The organism is Pseudomonas sp. NPDC089407 (genome assembly GCF_044900445.1).
GTDB lineage: Bacteria > Pseudomonadota > Gammaproteobacteria > Pseudomonadales > Pseudomonadaceae > Aquipseudomonas.
The window spans coordinates 116,294-130,324 of the sequence record NZ_JBJDNB010000006.1 but is presented as its reverse complement, the minus strand read 5'-3'; the positions used below and the strand labels follow the sequence as shown (position 1 = coordinate 130,324).

The window sequence follows — 14,031 nt, the reverse complement described above, 5'->3', positions numbered from 1 at the left end:
CGACACAAGGCCGCTCCTACAGGTTCGGGGCAAAGCTGTCAGATCAGCTCAAGGAAGGCCTGGCGCCATGTCGCCTCTGCCGGCAACGCCAGGAAATACGGGTTAAGCAACGACTCGCGCGGCGGATAGCGGAACGGCAACCCGTCCAGCCCGATCACCTCACCACCCGCCCCTTCAACCACACCCTGTGCCGCAGCAGTGTCCCACTGCGAAGTCGGCGCCAGGCGTGGGTAACAATCGGCGCTGCCCTCGGCCAACAGGCAGAACTTCAGCGAGCTACCAATATTGGCCAGCTCCAGTTCACCCACCGCAGCCCCCAACCCGGCCAACAGTGCCTCCTGCTCGGGGCTGGAATGCCGACGGCTGGCCACCACGGTGAAGCGCTCACCTGCCCCCGGCGCGTTGCGCACCTGAATCGGCTGAGCAGCCTCACCCGCCTCGGCCCGCCACGCGCCGAATTCACGGCCACCGAAATAGCAGCGCCCGTTGGTCGGCATCGACACCACGCCAAACACCACCTCGCCGTTTTCGATCAAGGCAATGTTGACCGTGAATTCCTCGCTCCCGGCAATGAACTCCTTGGTGCCGTCCAGCGGGTCGACCAGCCACCAGCGGTTCCAGCCCTGGCGCTCGGCCAGGGCTATGTTGCAATCCTCTTCGGACAACACCGGAATCTGCGGCGCCAGCGCCAGCAGGCCATCGGCAATCACCCGGTGCGCCGCCAGGTCGGCAGCGGTTACCGGCGAATCGTCGGCCTTGTTGGTTACCACCACATCGGCACGCCAGAACGGCAGGATCGCTTCGCCTGCGGTCAGCGCCAGCTTGACCACTTCATGCATCAGTTGCAGGTCGTTCATAGTTCCAGCAGCCCCCGCTGAACCAGCAGGTCACGCGCCAGGTACAGCGCTGCCAGGGCGCGACCTTCGGTGAATTGCGGGTGCATGGCCAACGCCGACAGCTCGCGCAGGTTGACTTTGTCGACCCGCATCGGCTCCGGCTCATCGCCTTCCAACTGTTCTTCGTACAGGTCGCTGGCCAGCACCACCTGGATCTTCTGGCTCATGTAGCCCGGCGACAGCGAAAGTTCGGTCAGGTGTTCCAGTTGCCGCGCACCAAACCCGGCTTCTTCCTTCAGCTCGCGGTCAGCAGCGGCCAGCACGTCTTCGCCCGGCTCGATCAGGCCCTTGGGCAATGACAGCTCGTATTCATCGGTACCGCCGCAGTATTCCTCGACCAGCACGGCGTGTTCCGCGTCGAGCATGGCCACGATCATCACCGCGCCATAGCCGTTACCCCGCCCCACCAGCCGCTCGTAGGTACGCTCGTTGCCATTGCTGAAGCGCAATTGCACGGCTTCGACGCGAAACAGGCGGCTGCTGGCGACGATTTCGCGGCTGAGGACGGTGGGTTTCTGGCGCATGGGGCGGCTCCTTGGCGTGAACGGGTTACTATACCGTGGCTTGCCGACTGAACGAGAGTTTCCCATGCCTGTTCTTCCTTGGTCTGACATCGATACCGTCCTGCTGGACATGGACGGCACCCTGCTCGACCTGCATTACGACAACCGCTTCTGGCTGGACCACCTGCCCCAGCGCTATGCCGAGCTGCATGGTGTGAGCCGGGCCATGGCGGAAATGGAGCTGCAACCCCTGTTCGAGCGCAATGCCGGCACCCTGAACTGGTATTGCCTGGACTTCTGGAGCCGCGAACTGCGCCTGCCTATCCGCGAGCTGAAACAGGAAATTGCCGACCTGATCGCCTTACGCCCGGATGCCGACACCTTCCTGGCAGCGATTCGCGACGCCGGCAAGGGCGTTGTGATGATCACCAACGCCCATCGGGATTCGCTGTCGCTGAAGCTGGAGCGGGTAGAGCTGGCGCCGTATTTCGAGCGGCTGATCAGCTCGCATGACTATGGCTACCCAAAGGAAAGCCCGCAGTTCTGGGATGCCTTGCAGGCAGACATCGGTTTTGTGCCGGCGCGCAGCCTGTTCATTGATGACACCCTGGCGATATTGCGCAGTGCGCGGCGTTTTGGTGTGGGGCATTTACTGGCGGTGCGCCAGCCGGATAGCCAGGCACAGCCGCGTGATACCGAGGAGTTTGCTGCGGTCGAGGATTACCTGGATTTATTGGTAGGGTTGTGAGGGCCCTATCGCCGGCAAGCCAGCTCCCACAGGATCACCATAGACCTGAAGTCTTGTGGGATCCTTGTGGGAGCTGGCTTGCCGGCGATAGGGCCGGTACAAGCTGCAGAGATCATTCAGGAATACGCAGCACCTGCCCCGGGTAGATCTTGTCCGGGTGCGAGAGCATCGGCTTGTTGGCCTCGAAGATCTTGTTGTACTGGTTGGCATTGCCGTACACCACCACGGAGATGGCCGACAGCGTGTCACCCTTTTTCACCGTGACGAACCGCGCCGCCGTCACCACCGGCCCGGTCACGGTGATCTGATCGTCAACGCTGGCCACACCATTGATATTGCCGGCTGCCAGAATGATCTTCTCCTTCTCCTCCTGGCTGGCCACCTCGCCCTTGAGTATGATCTTGTCACCCTCTACAGTGGCGCTGATGTTGGGGTTGCCCAGGCCAACCTTGGCAACGTGCTCTTTGAGCTGCTCCTCTGCTTTGGCATTGCCCGGAGTGAGAAGGTCGATCAACTTCTCGCCGGCTTCTTTCACGAAACTGAACAGGCTCATTGCGTTCTCCTTGTTGACGTAAACCTCGGAGACGGAAGTCTAGGCCAGGATTTCCCTGCCTGCCCCACCTGCGACCAATCGACGCGCTCTATCAAGGCATAGAGCCTAGCGATTAGACGCCGCCTGCCGGCACGCCTAGGCTTGTGCTATTACCAAGCCGCCGAATGAACAGCCTGCCCCGATGAACAGCAAACCTCCGGTCTGCGCGGCCTCATCGCCTTTGTCCATGCCCGCCGCCAGCAACACCTACGATTACATCCAGCTCAGCGACAGCACACGCAGCAGCACGCCGCTGGCCGAAGAAGTGGCGCTGGCCATTGTCTACAACGGCCTCAACCAGGCAGTGATGCTGGTTAGCCCCACCGACCTGGAAGACTTCGCCGTCGGCTTCAGCGTCGGCAGCGGTATTGTTGAAGGCACCACGGAAATCTATGACCTCAAGCTGTCCGGCAGCGGCTCGGCGTTGTACGCCGACCTGGAAATTTCCAGCCGGGCGTTCTGGAACCTGAAAAACCAGCGTCGCCAGTTGGCCGGTACCAGTGGCTGCGGCCTGTGTGGGGTCGAAGCGCTGGAGCAGGCATTGCCAGAGCTGAACGTGCTGCCCGGCGCGCCCCTGCCCCCGGCCCAGTGGCTGGTCGGCCTGCGCGAGCGCATCGATGCCTTCCAGCCGCTGGGCCGGCATTGCGGCGCGGTGCATGCGGCACTGTTCATGGACCGCTATGGCGAGCTGCTGCTGGGCCGTGAAGACATTGGCCGGCACAACGCCCTCGACAAGCTGATCGGCGCCCTGCTGCGCCAAGGCATCGACAGCCAGGGTGGCCTGGCCATCGTCACCAGCCGCTGCAGTTTGGAACTGATCCAGAAGGTGCTGCGTGCCGGCATCCAGACCTTGGTCAGCCTGTCGGCCCCCACCGGCCTCGCCCTGCAGTGGGCGCGCAAGCACAACCTCAACCTCATCCATTTGCCCAAGCACAGCGCACCGCGGGTCTACAGCCCAGCGGCGGAGTCGTAACAGCCGTGACCTCGTACCAGCACCTTCCAGAAAACGCCCCAGCCTCTGCCCCTCGCTACAAGCCCTACCACGGCCCCGCCGGTGGCTGGGGCGCGCTGCGCAGCGTGGCCAAGGCCTGGGTCGGCAGCGACAACGCGCTGAAAAACATTCGCGCCCTGCTCAAGACCAACCAGAACGGCGGTTTCGACTGCCCCGGCTGCGCCTGGGGCGACTCGCCGGAAAGCGGCATGGTCAAGTTCTGCGAGAACGGCGCCAAGGCCGTGAACTGGGAGGCGACCAAACGCCGTGTCGACGCCGCCTTCTTCGCCCGCTACAGCGTCACTGCGCTGCTGCAGCAAAGCGACTACTGGCTGGAGTATCAGGGGCGCCTGACCGAGCCGATGGCCTACGATGCGGCCAACGACCGCTATCAGCCGATCAGCTGGGACGCTGCCTTCGCCCTGATCGCCCGCGAACTGAACAAGCTGGCCAGCCCTGACCAGGCCGAGTTCTACACCTCGGGGCGGGCCAGCAACGAAGCTGCCTACCTGTACCAGCTGTTCGTGCGCGCCTACGGCACCAACAATTTCCCCGACTGTTCAAACATGTGTCACGAGGCCAGCGGCGTGGCGCTGGGGCAAAGCGTCGGCGTCGGCAAGGGCACCGTCACCTTCGACGATTTCGAGCATGCCGACGCGATTTTTGTCTGGGGCCAGAACCCCGGCACCAACCACCCACGCATGCTCGACCCGCTGCGCGACGCGGTAAAACGTGGCGCCCAGGTGGTATGCATCAACCCGCTCAAGGAACGTGGCCTGGAACGCTTCCAGCACCCACAGAACCCGCTGGAGATGCTGACCAACAGCGACCGGCCGACCAACACTGCATTCTTCCGCCCGGCGTTGGGCGGCGACATGGCGATGCTGCGTGGCATGGCCAAGTTCGTTCTGCAGTGGGAGCGCGAAGCCCAGGCCAACGGCGAACCGGCAATTTTCGACCACGCTTTCATTGCCGAACATGGCCATGGCGTCGACGAATACCTGGCGGCGGTGGACGCCACGCCGTGGGAGCACATCCAGACGCAGTCCGGCCTGACCCTGGCCGACATCGAACTGGCCGCGCGCATGTACTGCCGTGGCAAGCGAGTGATCATGTGCTGGGCCATGGGCATCACCCAGCACCGCCATTCGGTGCCGACCATTCAGGAAATCGTCAACCTGCAGATGCTGCGCGGCAACATCGGCGCGCCAGGTGCAGGCCTGTGCCCGGTTCGCGGCCATAGCAACGTGCAGGGTGACCGCACCATGGGCATCAACGAACGCCCGCCCGTGGCGCTGCTGGATGCCATGGAAAAACGCTTCGGCTTCGCCGTGCCACGGCACAATGGCCACAACACCGTCGAGGCGATCCACGCCATGCTCGATGGCCGGGCCAAGGTATTCATCGGCCTGGGCGGCAACTTCGCCCAGGCCACGCCGGATACCGAGCGTACGGCCAAGGCGCTGCGCAACTGCGAGCTGACCGTGCACATGAGTACCAAGCTCAACCGCAGCCACCTGATCCACGGTAAGCAGGCACTGATCCTGCCGTGCCTAGGCCGCACCGACATCGACCTGCAGGCCGACGGCCCACAGGCGGTCACGGTCGAGGATTCGTTCAGCATGGTTCACGCCTCTAACGGTCAACTGCAGCCACTGTCGACGCAAATGCGCTCGGAGCCTGCGGTAATTGCCGGTATTGCCGCCGCTACATTGGGCAAGACGCCGGTGGATTGGCACTGGCTGGTGGCCGACTACGACCGCATCCGCGACCTGATCGGCGACACCATTGCCGGTTTCAGCGGCTTCAACCAGCGCCTGCAGCACCCGGGCGGTTTCTACCTGGGCAACAGCGCGGCCAGCCGCGAATGGAAGACCAGCACCGGGCGCGCCAATTTCAAGGCCAACCTGTTGCCCGATACGTTGCTCGACGAGCGCGTGCGTGCCAGCGGCCAGTTGCCGGACCTGATCATGCAGTCGATGCGCTCGCACGATCAGTACAACACCACCATTTATGGCCTGGACGACCGCTACCGCGGCGTGCGTGGCCAGCGCGAGGTGCTGTTCGTCAACGAAGCCGACATCATCCGCCTGGGTTTCCAGCCGGGGCAGAAGGTCGACATCGTGTCGTTGTGGGGGGATGAGCATGTGCGCCGGGTGCACGGCTTCACGTTGCTGGCGTTCGATATCCCGGCAGGCCAGGCCGCGGCTTACTACCCTGAAGTGAATCCGCTGGTGCCGCTGGAGAGCATTGGTGATGGCAGCCATACACCGACATCCAAATTCATTGCCATCAAGCTGGAGCGGGCGCGGGACGACGGGCGTATCCTGTAGGACATCTGTTGGCCTTTTCGCGGCTAAAGCCGCTCCCACAGGTACACCACAGGCCTGAAGCTAGCGCTGAACCTGTAGGAGCGGCTTTAGCCGCGAAGAGGCCGGAAGCCCCAGCGCAAAATGCAAAAAGCCCTGTACCGCAACGGTTCAGGGCTTTGTCATAAAGATCTCAGACAGCCGAACTACGATAAAGTTTCACAGCAAATACAGTAACTTAGAGAATTGTGTACAACTCGTGTTACTCGTCGGATTTCCGTTGCCAGCCACCTCGCTTAGCCTCAAATTCGCCTCGTCATCCCTATGAGGCTCTCTTGATGAAGAAGTACTCCTCGATTCTGTTGTTGTCTTTCAGCTTGCTCAGCGGCGTTGCCATGGCAGGCGGCACCACCGAGGCCGGCATTGGCGGCGCATTGGGTGGGGTACTGGGCTCCGTGGTGGGCAACTCCATCGGCGGTAGCACCGGCGGCGCCATTGGTGCTGGCCTGGGCGGCGCGGCAGGCGGTGCCCTGGGCGCCGACAAGCGCCAGCGCGGGGAAGCCGCAATCGGCGGCGCGCTGGGCGCTGCGGGCGGTAACGTGGTCGGTCGCTCGGTCGGCGGCACCACAGGTAGCTACATTGGCGCAGCCGCTGGCGGCGGTGCCGGTGGCGCACTGGGTAACTACATGGGCAACAAGGCCGACGATGACGAGCGCCATGACGACCGTCGTTACCGTCGCGGCTACGACGACGACCGTCGCCACTACGACCGTGGTCACCACTATGGCCACCGCAAGCACAAGCGCCACTGGCGCGACTAACGCCTGAGGGCCCTGCCCCGGCAACAAAAGCCCCGCCCCTACCGGCGGGGTTTTTTTATGCCTGTTGCCCCAGCACCAGGCCGGAAAGAATCACCTGCAGCGCCTCTGGCAACACCACAGGCCGCCCGCTGGCGCGTTCAATGAACACTTGCACCACCGTGCCCGCCGCACATGCCTCCGGCTCCCCAGGGCGATACAGCGCCAGGCGATACTCCACCGTACTGCCCGCCAGGCGCGTTACCCCCAGCCCAACCTCCAGCACGTCCGGGAAGCCCGGCAATGCGTAGAAGTCTGCCGCCGAACTGACCACGAAAGCCGCCAGCGCGCCGTCACGCAAGTCCAGCTCGGCCTGCTCAACGAGGAACGCCTGTATCGCGGTTTCGAAGAAGCCATGCACGGTGGCCCCGGCGATATGGCCATTCAGGTCGTTGTCCTGCGGGCGGGTGAGGATCGGGTGGAAGTGGGAGAAGGCAGTGCGCTGAGGGGATTCAGTCATGAGTTATCCACAGTTGGTTGCAATCGAAAAGGAAGCTTCCCACATCAAGTTCGGAAGGCCTATAGTCGCAATCAACTATAGATTGCATAGCATGATCAGTCCCGATGACTCCGAGAAAAACACCCATGCCAACCCATCATCTCGACCATGCCAACCTGAGCCGTATGGCGGATTCAGGGCGCATCAACGCCACGCATATCGTCGGCCAGCCAGGAGGTTGGGCGGTTCAGGTCGACATCAACCAGCAGGAGCATGTACTCACTGCCCAGCGCAGCGGTAATGTCAGGCTTTTCAAGAAACTCGAGACCTTGGTGGCTTACCTGCTTGAACTGGGGATCGACCATTTCGAGATAGACGCAACCACTTACGACCCTGAGCAAACGAGTACCTATCAACGGCCTGACCGCACCCAAGCGTTAAAACGCGCTCATGAAGCCGCTGCCTACGAGGCTTGGTTCCACGAGCAGGTAAAGACCAGCCTGGAAGACACTACCCCGGTGATGGACGATGAGGAGGCCGAACGACTGTTTGCTGCTCGCCGGTCCGCTCTGGCGGCCAAGACCCGCTAATGCGCCTGGTTTGGCGCCAGATGGCACTCGAAGACCGCATGCGAATCATGGACCATATCGCTCAGGACAACCCTGAAGCAGCAAAACAGTTGGACGAGTCCTTCAGGGACAAAGCCAGACGCGCAGCACAGAATCCGGTGCTCTACAAAGCAGGTAGATACCCCGGAACACGGGAAATCGTGGTCAGGCCCAATTACGTGATGGTCTATCGTGTTGCGGGGGAAAGCGTTGAAATCATTCGTGTCCTCAACGCCCGACAGCAATGGCCTTGAGCCAGGAACGAGAAAGCCGCCCTTGGGGGCGGCTTTCTCGTTGCGGCTGGTTGCAGCTTACAACTGCGGGCCAGCGGCCTTGATAGCGTCGGAAACTTCGAACTTCTTGAAGTTTTCGATGAAGAGCTTGGCCAGGCCTTGGGCGGCCTCGTCGTAGGCCGCTTTGTCAGCCCAGTTGGTGCGCGGGTTGAGCAGCTCGGTTTCAACGCCTGGCACAGCCTTCGGCACGTCCAGGTTGATGATGTCCAGGTGCTCGGTTTCGGCACCGACCAGCGCGCCGCTCTGGATCGCAGCGATCACCGCACGGGTGGTCGGGATGCTGAAGCGCTTGCCAACGCCGTAGCCACCGCCAGTCCAGCCGGTGTTGACCAGGTAAACCTTGGAGTTGAAGCCGTTGATACGCTTGATCAGCAGCTCGGCGTACTCGCCAGCCGGGCGCGGGAAGAACGGTGCGCCGAAGCAGGTGGAGAAGGTCGACTTGATGCCGCCGCCCGAACCCATTTCGGTGGAACCGACCAGCGCGGTGTAGCCGGACAGGAAGTGGTAGGCCGCCTGCTCGTTGTTCAGGATCGACACCGGAGGCAGAACACCGGTCAGGTCGCAGGTGAGGAAGATCACTGCGTTAGGCTCGCCGCCCAGGTTCGCTTCGGAACGCTTGGCAACGTGCTCCAGCGGGTAGGCCGCACGGCTATTCTGGGTCAGGCTGACATCGGTGTAATCGGCGTGCTGGTTGCCGTCGAGAACGACGTTTTCCAGTACCGCGCCGTGCTTGATGGCTTTCCAGATGACCGGCTCGTTCTTCTCGGACAGGTCGATGCACTTGGCGTAGCAGCCGCCTTCCATGTTGAAGACAACGCCTTCACCCCAACCGTGCTCGTCGTCACCGATCAGGTAACGGCTTTCATCGGCCGACAGGGTGGTCTTGCCGGTGCCGGACAGGCCGAAGAACAGGGTCACATCGCCTTCTTCGCCGATGTTGGCCGCGCAGTGCATTGGCAGTACGTCGGCAGCCGGCAGCAGGAAGTTCTGCACCGAGAACATGGCTTTCTTCATTTCGCCGGCGTAGCGCATGCCAGCGATCAGCACCTTCTTCTGGGCGAAGTTGATGATCACGCAACCGTCGGAGTTGGTGCCGTCACGCTCAGGTTCGCAGACGAAGTTGGCAACGTTGAGGATCTGCCACTGGTCGCGGCCAGCCGGGTTGAACTGCTCTGGGTTGATGAACAGGCAACGACCGAACAGGTTCTGCCAGGCAGTCTGGGTGGTCATTTTCACCGGCAGGTAGTGCTCGGCGGCCGCCCCTACGTGAACGTAGGAAACGAAGTGATCCTGGGCGTTGTTGAACGCCTCGACGCGAGCCCACAGGGCATCGAACTTGTCGGCCGGGAACTTGCGGTTGATCGGGCCCCAGGAAATGGCGTCCTGGGTGGAAGGTTCTTCGACGATGAAACGGTCAGCCGGCGAACGGCCAGTACGGTGACCGGTCTCCACGACCAGTGCGCCGGTATCGGCTAGTACACCTTCACCGCGTTGCAGCGCTTCTTTTACCAGCTCATCGACGCTCAGGTCGGTGTACACGGTGTTGTTGGCTTGCGTCATGAGATACCCCATCCGGCCCGAGGCCGAGTGCTCCAAACGTTTTGTAGTTGTCTTGAAAAAACTACTACAGCGAAAAAAGTGGCCGGATTATGCCAGAAAAGCCCAAAAAAAGTAGGCCCCTCCTGTCAGAACTGCGCTTTTGCGCAATTCGACAGGAGATTATCCTGAGCTTTAACGTTTCAGTGGCGAGTTTCTGAGGCTACGTCAGTGCCGCCACCGGCAAACAGTTGCGCCACATCGCTGGCATCGAAGAAATAGCGCTGGTTGCAGAACTGGCAATCGATCTCTACCTGCCCGCCGCACTCTTCCACCAGCGCCTTCGCGTCTTGCTCACCCAGGCTGACCAGCGCGTTACCGGAACGCTCGCGCGAGCAGCTGCAGTTGAAGCGCAGCGGCTGGATATCGAACAGGCGCACGGCATCTTCGTGGTACAGGCGGTGCAACAGGGTTTCGTTGCCTTCGGCCCATTCTTCAGGCTTGAGGGTCTTGGCCAGCGCCACCACGTGCTGCCAGCTGTCTTCGCGCTCTTCGTCATCGGGCTGGCGATCGCGAGGCAGTTGCTGCAGCAGCAGGCCACGGGCCTTGCCGCCTTCGGCATTGAGCCAGAAGCGCGTGTTCAGCTGCTGCGACTGGATGAAGTAGTTGGTGAAGCACTCAGCCAGGTTGGCGCCATCGAGGTCGACGGTACCCTGGTAACGCTGGCCCTTGACCGGGTCGATGGTCAGGGTCAGGTGGCCGTCGGGCATCAACTGCGCCAGGCTGGCTTCGGCCGGAATCTGGTCCGCTTCGTAACGGGCCATGCCGCGGATGTCGCGGTCGCCGGAGCATTCGACCATCAGCAGCGGGATCGGCCCGGCCGAACGCGCCTGCAGAATCAGCAGGCCATCGAACTTCAGCGCACCCACCAGCAAGGCGGTGGCGGCCATCAGCTCGCCGAGCAGCGCCTGCACCGGCTGCGGGTACTCATGACGCGCCAGCACCGCGGCGTAGCTGTCATCGAGAGACACCCACTCGCCGCGCACGTCGCGCTCGTCGAAGATGAAACGTTGGGTGAAATCGGTATCAGGCAAATCGCTCATAGGTTTTGGCTATCTGAAAATGATGACAAAATGATTACAGGACTATCGAAAAACATCGATAACCCGTGGCAGAGCGCTCACAAGGCGCTCCGATTCCTGTTTGCAATAGAGGTATTTTATGGACAATCGACCACTGTTCCAAGCAAGGTGGTCCTGGGGGCCATTGGCAGCCTGTACGCTGCTACCCATCGCTCTACTGTGTTTCTGGTTATGGCCTATTGGCCAGATCTTGTGCCTGACATTCGACGAGTGGCTGTTCCACAGCCTGAATGCGCCGCTGGCCGACAACACCACCTGGCGCTATATCTGGACCGTCGGCAGCCTGCGCCCGTTCGACATCGTGGTCGGCTTGATCCTGCTGGCAGTGCTCATCTGCGGTGACTGGGTGTTCAAGGCCGCTCAGGTTCGCCAGGCGTTTTTCGGCTTTCTGGTCACGCTACTCCTCTTAGTGGTGATTCGCGCGCTGTTTTCCAAGTGGGTGGATGCAGCCGGCTGGCAACACAAGAGCCCGTCGATGATGTTCGACGACGTCGTCCACCTCAGTGACTACTACCCGAACCTGGAAAAGGCCTGGGAGCTGAAGGACCGTTCCAGCAAGAGTTTCCCGGGGGATCACGCCTCGGTACTGCTGGTCTGGGCGCTGTTCATGAGTGTGTTCAGCCGGCGCCTGGTGCAGTTTCTGGTGATCTGGGGGCTGGCGGTGCTGTTCATGCTGCCGCGCCTGGTGGCAGGCGCCCACTGGGGGCAGGATGATTACATCGGCGGGCTGCTGATGGCGGTGCTGGCGTTGGGCTGGAGCTACTACACGCCGTTGGCGGCCAAGGGTAGCGAGGCATTGATGCGCTGGACGGCGCCGTTGTTCTCGATTGTAGCCAAGCTACCGTTGGTCGGGCGATTGGCGGTGATGCGCTAGATCGTTGGGGCTGTGTGGGAGCGGGCTTGTCCCGCGAACACCGGCGAAACCGGTGCCGTGCACCGTAGCCCCCCTTCGCGGGGCAAGCCCTAATGCCGGTCAGTTAAGCAATTTGGGGCCGCGTTGCGGCCCATCGCCGGCAAGCCAGGCTCCCACAATATGGCGCATGGCTTGAATCCGATGCGGTCGGTGTGGGAGCTGGCTTGCCGGCGATGGGCTGCACAGCAGCCCCGGCAGTCTTAACTGACTGGCATTAGGGCAAGCCCGCTCCCACAGCGGCCCCGGCTATTCAAAGTTCCCATGCAGCTGGTGAATCTGCCGCCGCTGCTTCTTGTTCGGCCGGCCATCGGTAGTCACACCCATCGCCCCCGCCTTGCGCATTTCGGCGGCCTGCTCCCGGCGCCGCACACTCTCTTCAGTCTCTTCGTACAGCGTCTGCGCCTCGGGCGCACCACGCCGCACCACCGACAGTGCCTTTACCACCACCGTGCGTTCATCGAAGCCGGTGCGCAGCACAAACTCGTCACCCACCCGCGGCTCCTTGCCCGGTTTGCAACGCTCACCCCGGCAATGCACCTTGCCACTCTCGATCGCCGCCTTGGCCAGCGCCCGTGTCTTGTAGAAGCGCGCCGCCCACAGCCATTTGTCCAGGCGGACCTTGTCGTCGTCTTCGGCTTTTTGTGCCATCCCGTTACCTCGGATTCTGTCTTTCATCGAACTGTACTACCTTCACATACGGATGCAAAAAGTCCCCGCCGTGCTTACAGTTCACCACCTCATTCGCAGGGTGCGCTTCGTGAAGACATTTGACCATTTGACTGTGATCGGCCTGCGCGAGTGGGTCGCCCTGCCCGACCTCGGGGTTGCCGGGTTGCGCGCCAAGATCGACACCGGCGCCAGCACCTCCAGCCTGCACGCCACCGAGGTGGAACCGTTCGAGCGTGATGGCCAGCCCTGGGTGCGCTTCACTGCGCATCTGGGCACAGTGGTACAGCTGCGCCATCGCCGCTGCGAGGCACCTTTGGTGAACAGAAAGACCATCAGAAGCTCCAATGGTCACGCCCAGGCCCGTTATGTCATTCGCACGTCATTGGCCTTGGGCGATCGTGTGTGGGAGGTGGAATTTACCCTCGCCTGCCGCAAGAGCATGCGCTACCGCCTGCTACTGGGCTCCAAGGCGTTGATACACGGTCAGTTGGTGGTCAACCCTGGCCTTAAATACGTACAAGACAAACCGGCCTTTCCGGCCACTCTCTCTCCTGTCACAGGTGCTGCATGAAGATCGCTGTGCTGTCGCGCAATCCGCGTCTGTATTCCACCCGCCGCCTGGTCGAAGCCGGTACCCAGCGTGGCCACGAAATGGTAGTGATCGATACCCTGCGGGCCTACATGAACATTGCCAGCCATAAGCCGCAGATCCATTACCGCGGCAAACCGCTGGAAGGCTTCGATGCGGTGATCCCGCGCATTGGCGCCTCGGTCACGTTCTACGGCTGCGCGGTGCTGCGCCAGTTCGAAATGATGGGCGTGTACCCGCTCAACGAGTCGGTGGCCATCGCCCGCTCGCGCGACAAGCTGCGGTCGTTGCAGCTGTTGTCGCGCCGCGGCATCGGCCTGCCGATCACCGGCTTCGCCCACTCGCCAGATGACATCCCCGACCTCATCCAGATGGTCAACGGCGCCCCACTGGTCATCAAGGTGCTGGAAGGCACCCAGGGCATCGGCGTGGTGCTGTGCGAAACCACCCAGGCGGCCGAATCGGTGATCGAGGCGTTCATGGGCCTCAAGCAGAACATCATGGTGCAGGAGTACATCAAGGAGGCCGGCGGTGCCGACATTCGCTGTTTCGTGGTGGGCGACAAGGTCATTGCTTCGATGAAGCGTCAGGCCAAGCCCGGCGAGTTTCGCTCCAACCTGCACCGCGGGGGCGTCGCCAGCCTGATCAAGATTACCCCCGAAGAGCGGATTACCGCGATTCGCGCAGCCAAGGTGATGGGCTTGAGCGTGGCGGGTGTGGATATCCTGCGTTCCAACCATGGGCCACTGGTGATGGAGGTGAACTCGTCGCCGGGGCTGGAAGGTATCGAGGTGACCACCGGCAAGAACGTGGCCGGGATGATCATCGAGCACCTGGAGAAGAATGGCGGGCCGAATCAGACCCGCACCAAAGGGAAAGGCTGAAATTTTAGGGCTGCTTCGCAGCCCTATCGCGACACAAGGCCGCTCCTACAGGGGTACGCGAT

The 14,031-nt window shown here is 62.0% G+C and carries 16 protein-coding genes; 9 read left to right on the top strand and 7 right to left on the bottom strand.

Annotated elements, in window-relative coordinates; genetic code table 11:
* Nucleotides 1-38: 38 nt before the first annotated feature.
* Both cysQ and nudE read right to left on the bottom strand, forming a co-directional pair.
* Nucleotides 39-857: a 3'(2'),5'-bisphosphate nucleotidase CysQ gene (gene cysQ, locus ACI2KG_RS07080; protein ID WP_404661360.1), complete on the bottom strand. Its 819-nt coding sequence runs from the start codon at nt 855-857 to the stop codon at nt 39-41.
* Nucleotides 854-1,420 (bottom strand): ADP compounds hydrolase NudE, encoded by a 567-nt coding sequence (gene nudE, locus ACI2KG_RS07075; RefSeq protein WP_400616730.1) that lies wholly within the window; start codon nt 1,418-1,420, stop codon nt 854-856. Before nudE ends, cysQ begins: the two co-directional genes overlap by 4 nt.
* 64 nt (nt 1,421-1,484) lie before the next feature.
* Between nudE and yrfG the strand changes: the two genes are divergently transcribed.
* Nucleotides 1,485-2,147, top strand: a complete 663-nt coding sequence (gene yrfG, locus ACI2KG_RS07070; protein WP_404661359.1) for a GMP/IMP nucleotidase — start codon at nt 1,485-1,487, stop codon at nt 2,145-2,147.
* Nucleotides 2,148-2,259: 112 nt separating this feature from the next.
* Here the strand turns inward: yrfG and lysM are convergent, their stop codons facing one another.
* Nucleotides 2,260-2,700, bottom strand: a complete 441-nt coding sequence (gene lysM / locus ACI2KG_RS07065; protein WP_404661358.1) for a peptidoglycan-binding protein LysM — start codon at nt 2,698-2,700, stop codon at nt 2,260-2,262.
* A gap of 181 nt (nt 2,701-2,881) precedes the next feature.
* Here lysM and fdhD point away from each other — a divergent pair, with 181 nt between their 5' ends.
* The 3 genes from fdhD to ACI2KG_RS07050 all read left to right on the top strand — a co-directional run bounded on the left by fdhD (nt 2,882) and on the right by ACI2KG_RS07050 (nt 6,860).
* Nucleotides 2,882-3,712, top strand: a complete 831-nt coding sequence (gene fdhD, locus ACI2KG_RS07060) for a formate dehydrogenase accessory sulfurtransferase FdhD (RefSeq protein ID WP_404661357.1) — start codon at nt 2,882-2,884, stop codon at nt 3,710-3,712.
* Nucleotides 3,713-3,717: 5 nt separating this feature from the next.
* On the top strand, nt 3,718-6,063 hold the full coding sequence (locus ACI2KG_RS07055) for an FdhF/YdeP family oxidoreductase (RefSeq protein WP_404661356.1): 2,346 nt from the start codon (nt 3,718-3,720) through the stop codon (nt 6,061-6,063).
* A 314-nt stretch (nt 6,064-6,377) separates the two neighbouring features.
* A complete protein-coding gene (locus ACI2KG_RS07050) occupies nt 6,378-6,860 on the top strand; it encodes a glycine zipper domain-containing protein (protein ID WP_400616715.1) in 483 nt (160 codons plus the stop codon).
* 55 nt (nt 6,861-6,915) lie between these two features.
* Here ACI2KG_RS07050 and ACI2KG_RS07045 read toward each other — a convergent pair whose 3' ends face one another.
* On the bottom strand, nt 6,916-7,356 hold the full coding sequence (locus ACI2KG_RS07045; RefSeq protein WP_404661355.1) for an acyl-CoA thioesterase: 441 nt from the start codon (nt 7,354-7,356) through the stop codon (nt 6,916-6,918).
* Between the two features lie 125 nt (nt 7,357-7,481).
* Here ACI2KG_RS07045 and ACI2KG_RS07040 point away from each other — a divergent pair, with 125 nt between their 5' ends.
* Complete coding sequence (locus ACI2KG_RS07040) at nt 7,482-7,925, top strand: hypothetical protein (RefSeq protein WP_404661354.1); 444 nt, start codon at nt 7,482-7,484, stop codon at nt 7,923-7,925.
* Entirely contained in the window at nt 7,925-8,197 is a 273-nt protein-coding gene (locus ACI2KG_RS07035) for a type II toxin-antitoxin system RelE/ParE family toxin (RefSeq protein ID WP_404661353.1), read from the top strand. Before ACI2KG_RS07040 ends, ACI2KG_RS07035 begins: the two co-directional genes overlap by 1 nt.
* A 57-nt stretch (nt 8,198-8,254) precedes the next feature.
* Here the strand turns inward: ACI2KG_RS07035 and ACI2KG_RS07030 are convergent, their stop codons facing one another.
* Nucleotides 8,255-9,796 carry a phosphoenolpyruvate carboxykinase gene (locus ACI2KG_RS07030; RefSeq protein ID WP_400616706.1) on the bottom strand — a complete coding sequence of 514 codons (1,542 nt, stop codon included), beginning with the start codon at nt 9,794-9,796 and terminating at the stop codon, nt 8,255-8,257.
* A 179-nt stretch (nt 9,797-9,975) separates the two neighbouring features.
* The gene (hslO, locus tag ACI2KG_RS07025; protein WP_404661352.1) at nt 9,976-10,875 is read right to left on the bottom strand and encodes an Hsp33 family molecular chaperone HslO; all 900 of its coding nucleotides are present in this window, start codon (nt 10,873-10,875) and stop codon (nt 9,976-9,978) included.
* Nucleotides 10,876-10,993: 118 nt separating this feature from the next.
* Here hslO and ACI2KG_RS07020 point away from each other — a divergent pair, with 118 nt between their 5' ends.
* Nucleotides 10,994-11,788: a phosphatase PAP2 family protein gene (locus ACI2KG_RS07020; RefSeq protein WP_404661351.1), complete on the top strand. Its 795-nt coding sequence runs from the start codon at nt 10,994-10,996 to the stop codon at nt 11,786-11,788.
* A 285-nt stretch (nt 11,789-12,073) separates the two neighbouring features.
* Here ACI2KG_RS07020 and ACI2KG_RS07015 read toward each other — a convergent pair whose 3' ends face one another.
* A complete protein-coding gene (locus ACI2KG_RS07015) occupies nt 12,074-12,475 on the bottom strand; it encodes an RNA-binding S4 domain-containing protein (RefSeq protein WP_054913217.1) in 402 nt (133 codons plus the stop codon).
* 109 nt (nt 12,476-12,584) lie between these two features.
* On the opposite strand from ACI2KG_RS07015, the gene ACI2KG_RS07010 reads away from it, so the two are divergent.
* Together ACI2KG_RS07010 and rimK are read left to right on the top strand one after the other, a co-directional pair.
* Entirely contained in the window at nt 12,585-13,067 is a 483-nt protein-coding gene (locus tag ACI2KG_RS07010; RefSeq protein ID WP_400616697.1) for an ATP-dependent zinc protease, read from the top strand.
* Nucleotides 13,064-13,969 carry a 30S ribosomal protein S6--L-glutamate ligase gene (gene rimK / locus ACI2KG_RS07005; RefSeq protein WP_012316721.1) on the top strand — a complete coding sequence of 302 codons (906 nt, stop codon included), beginning with the start codon at nt 13,064-13,066 and terminating at the stop codon, nt 13,967-13,969. Before ACI2KG_RS07010 ends, rimK begins: the two co-directional genes overlap by 4 nt.
* Nucleotides 13,970-14,031 lie beyond the last annotated feature (62 nt).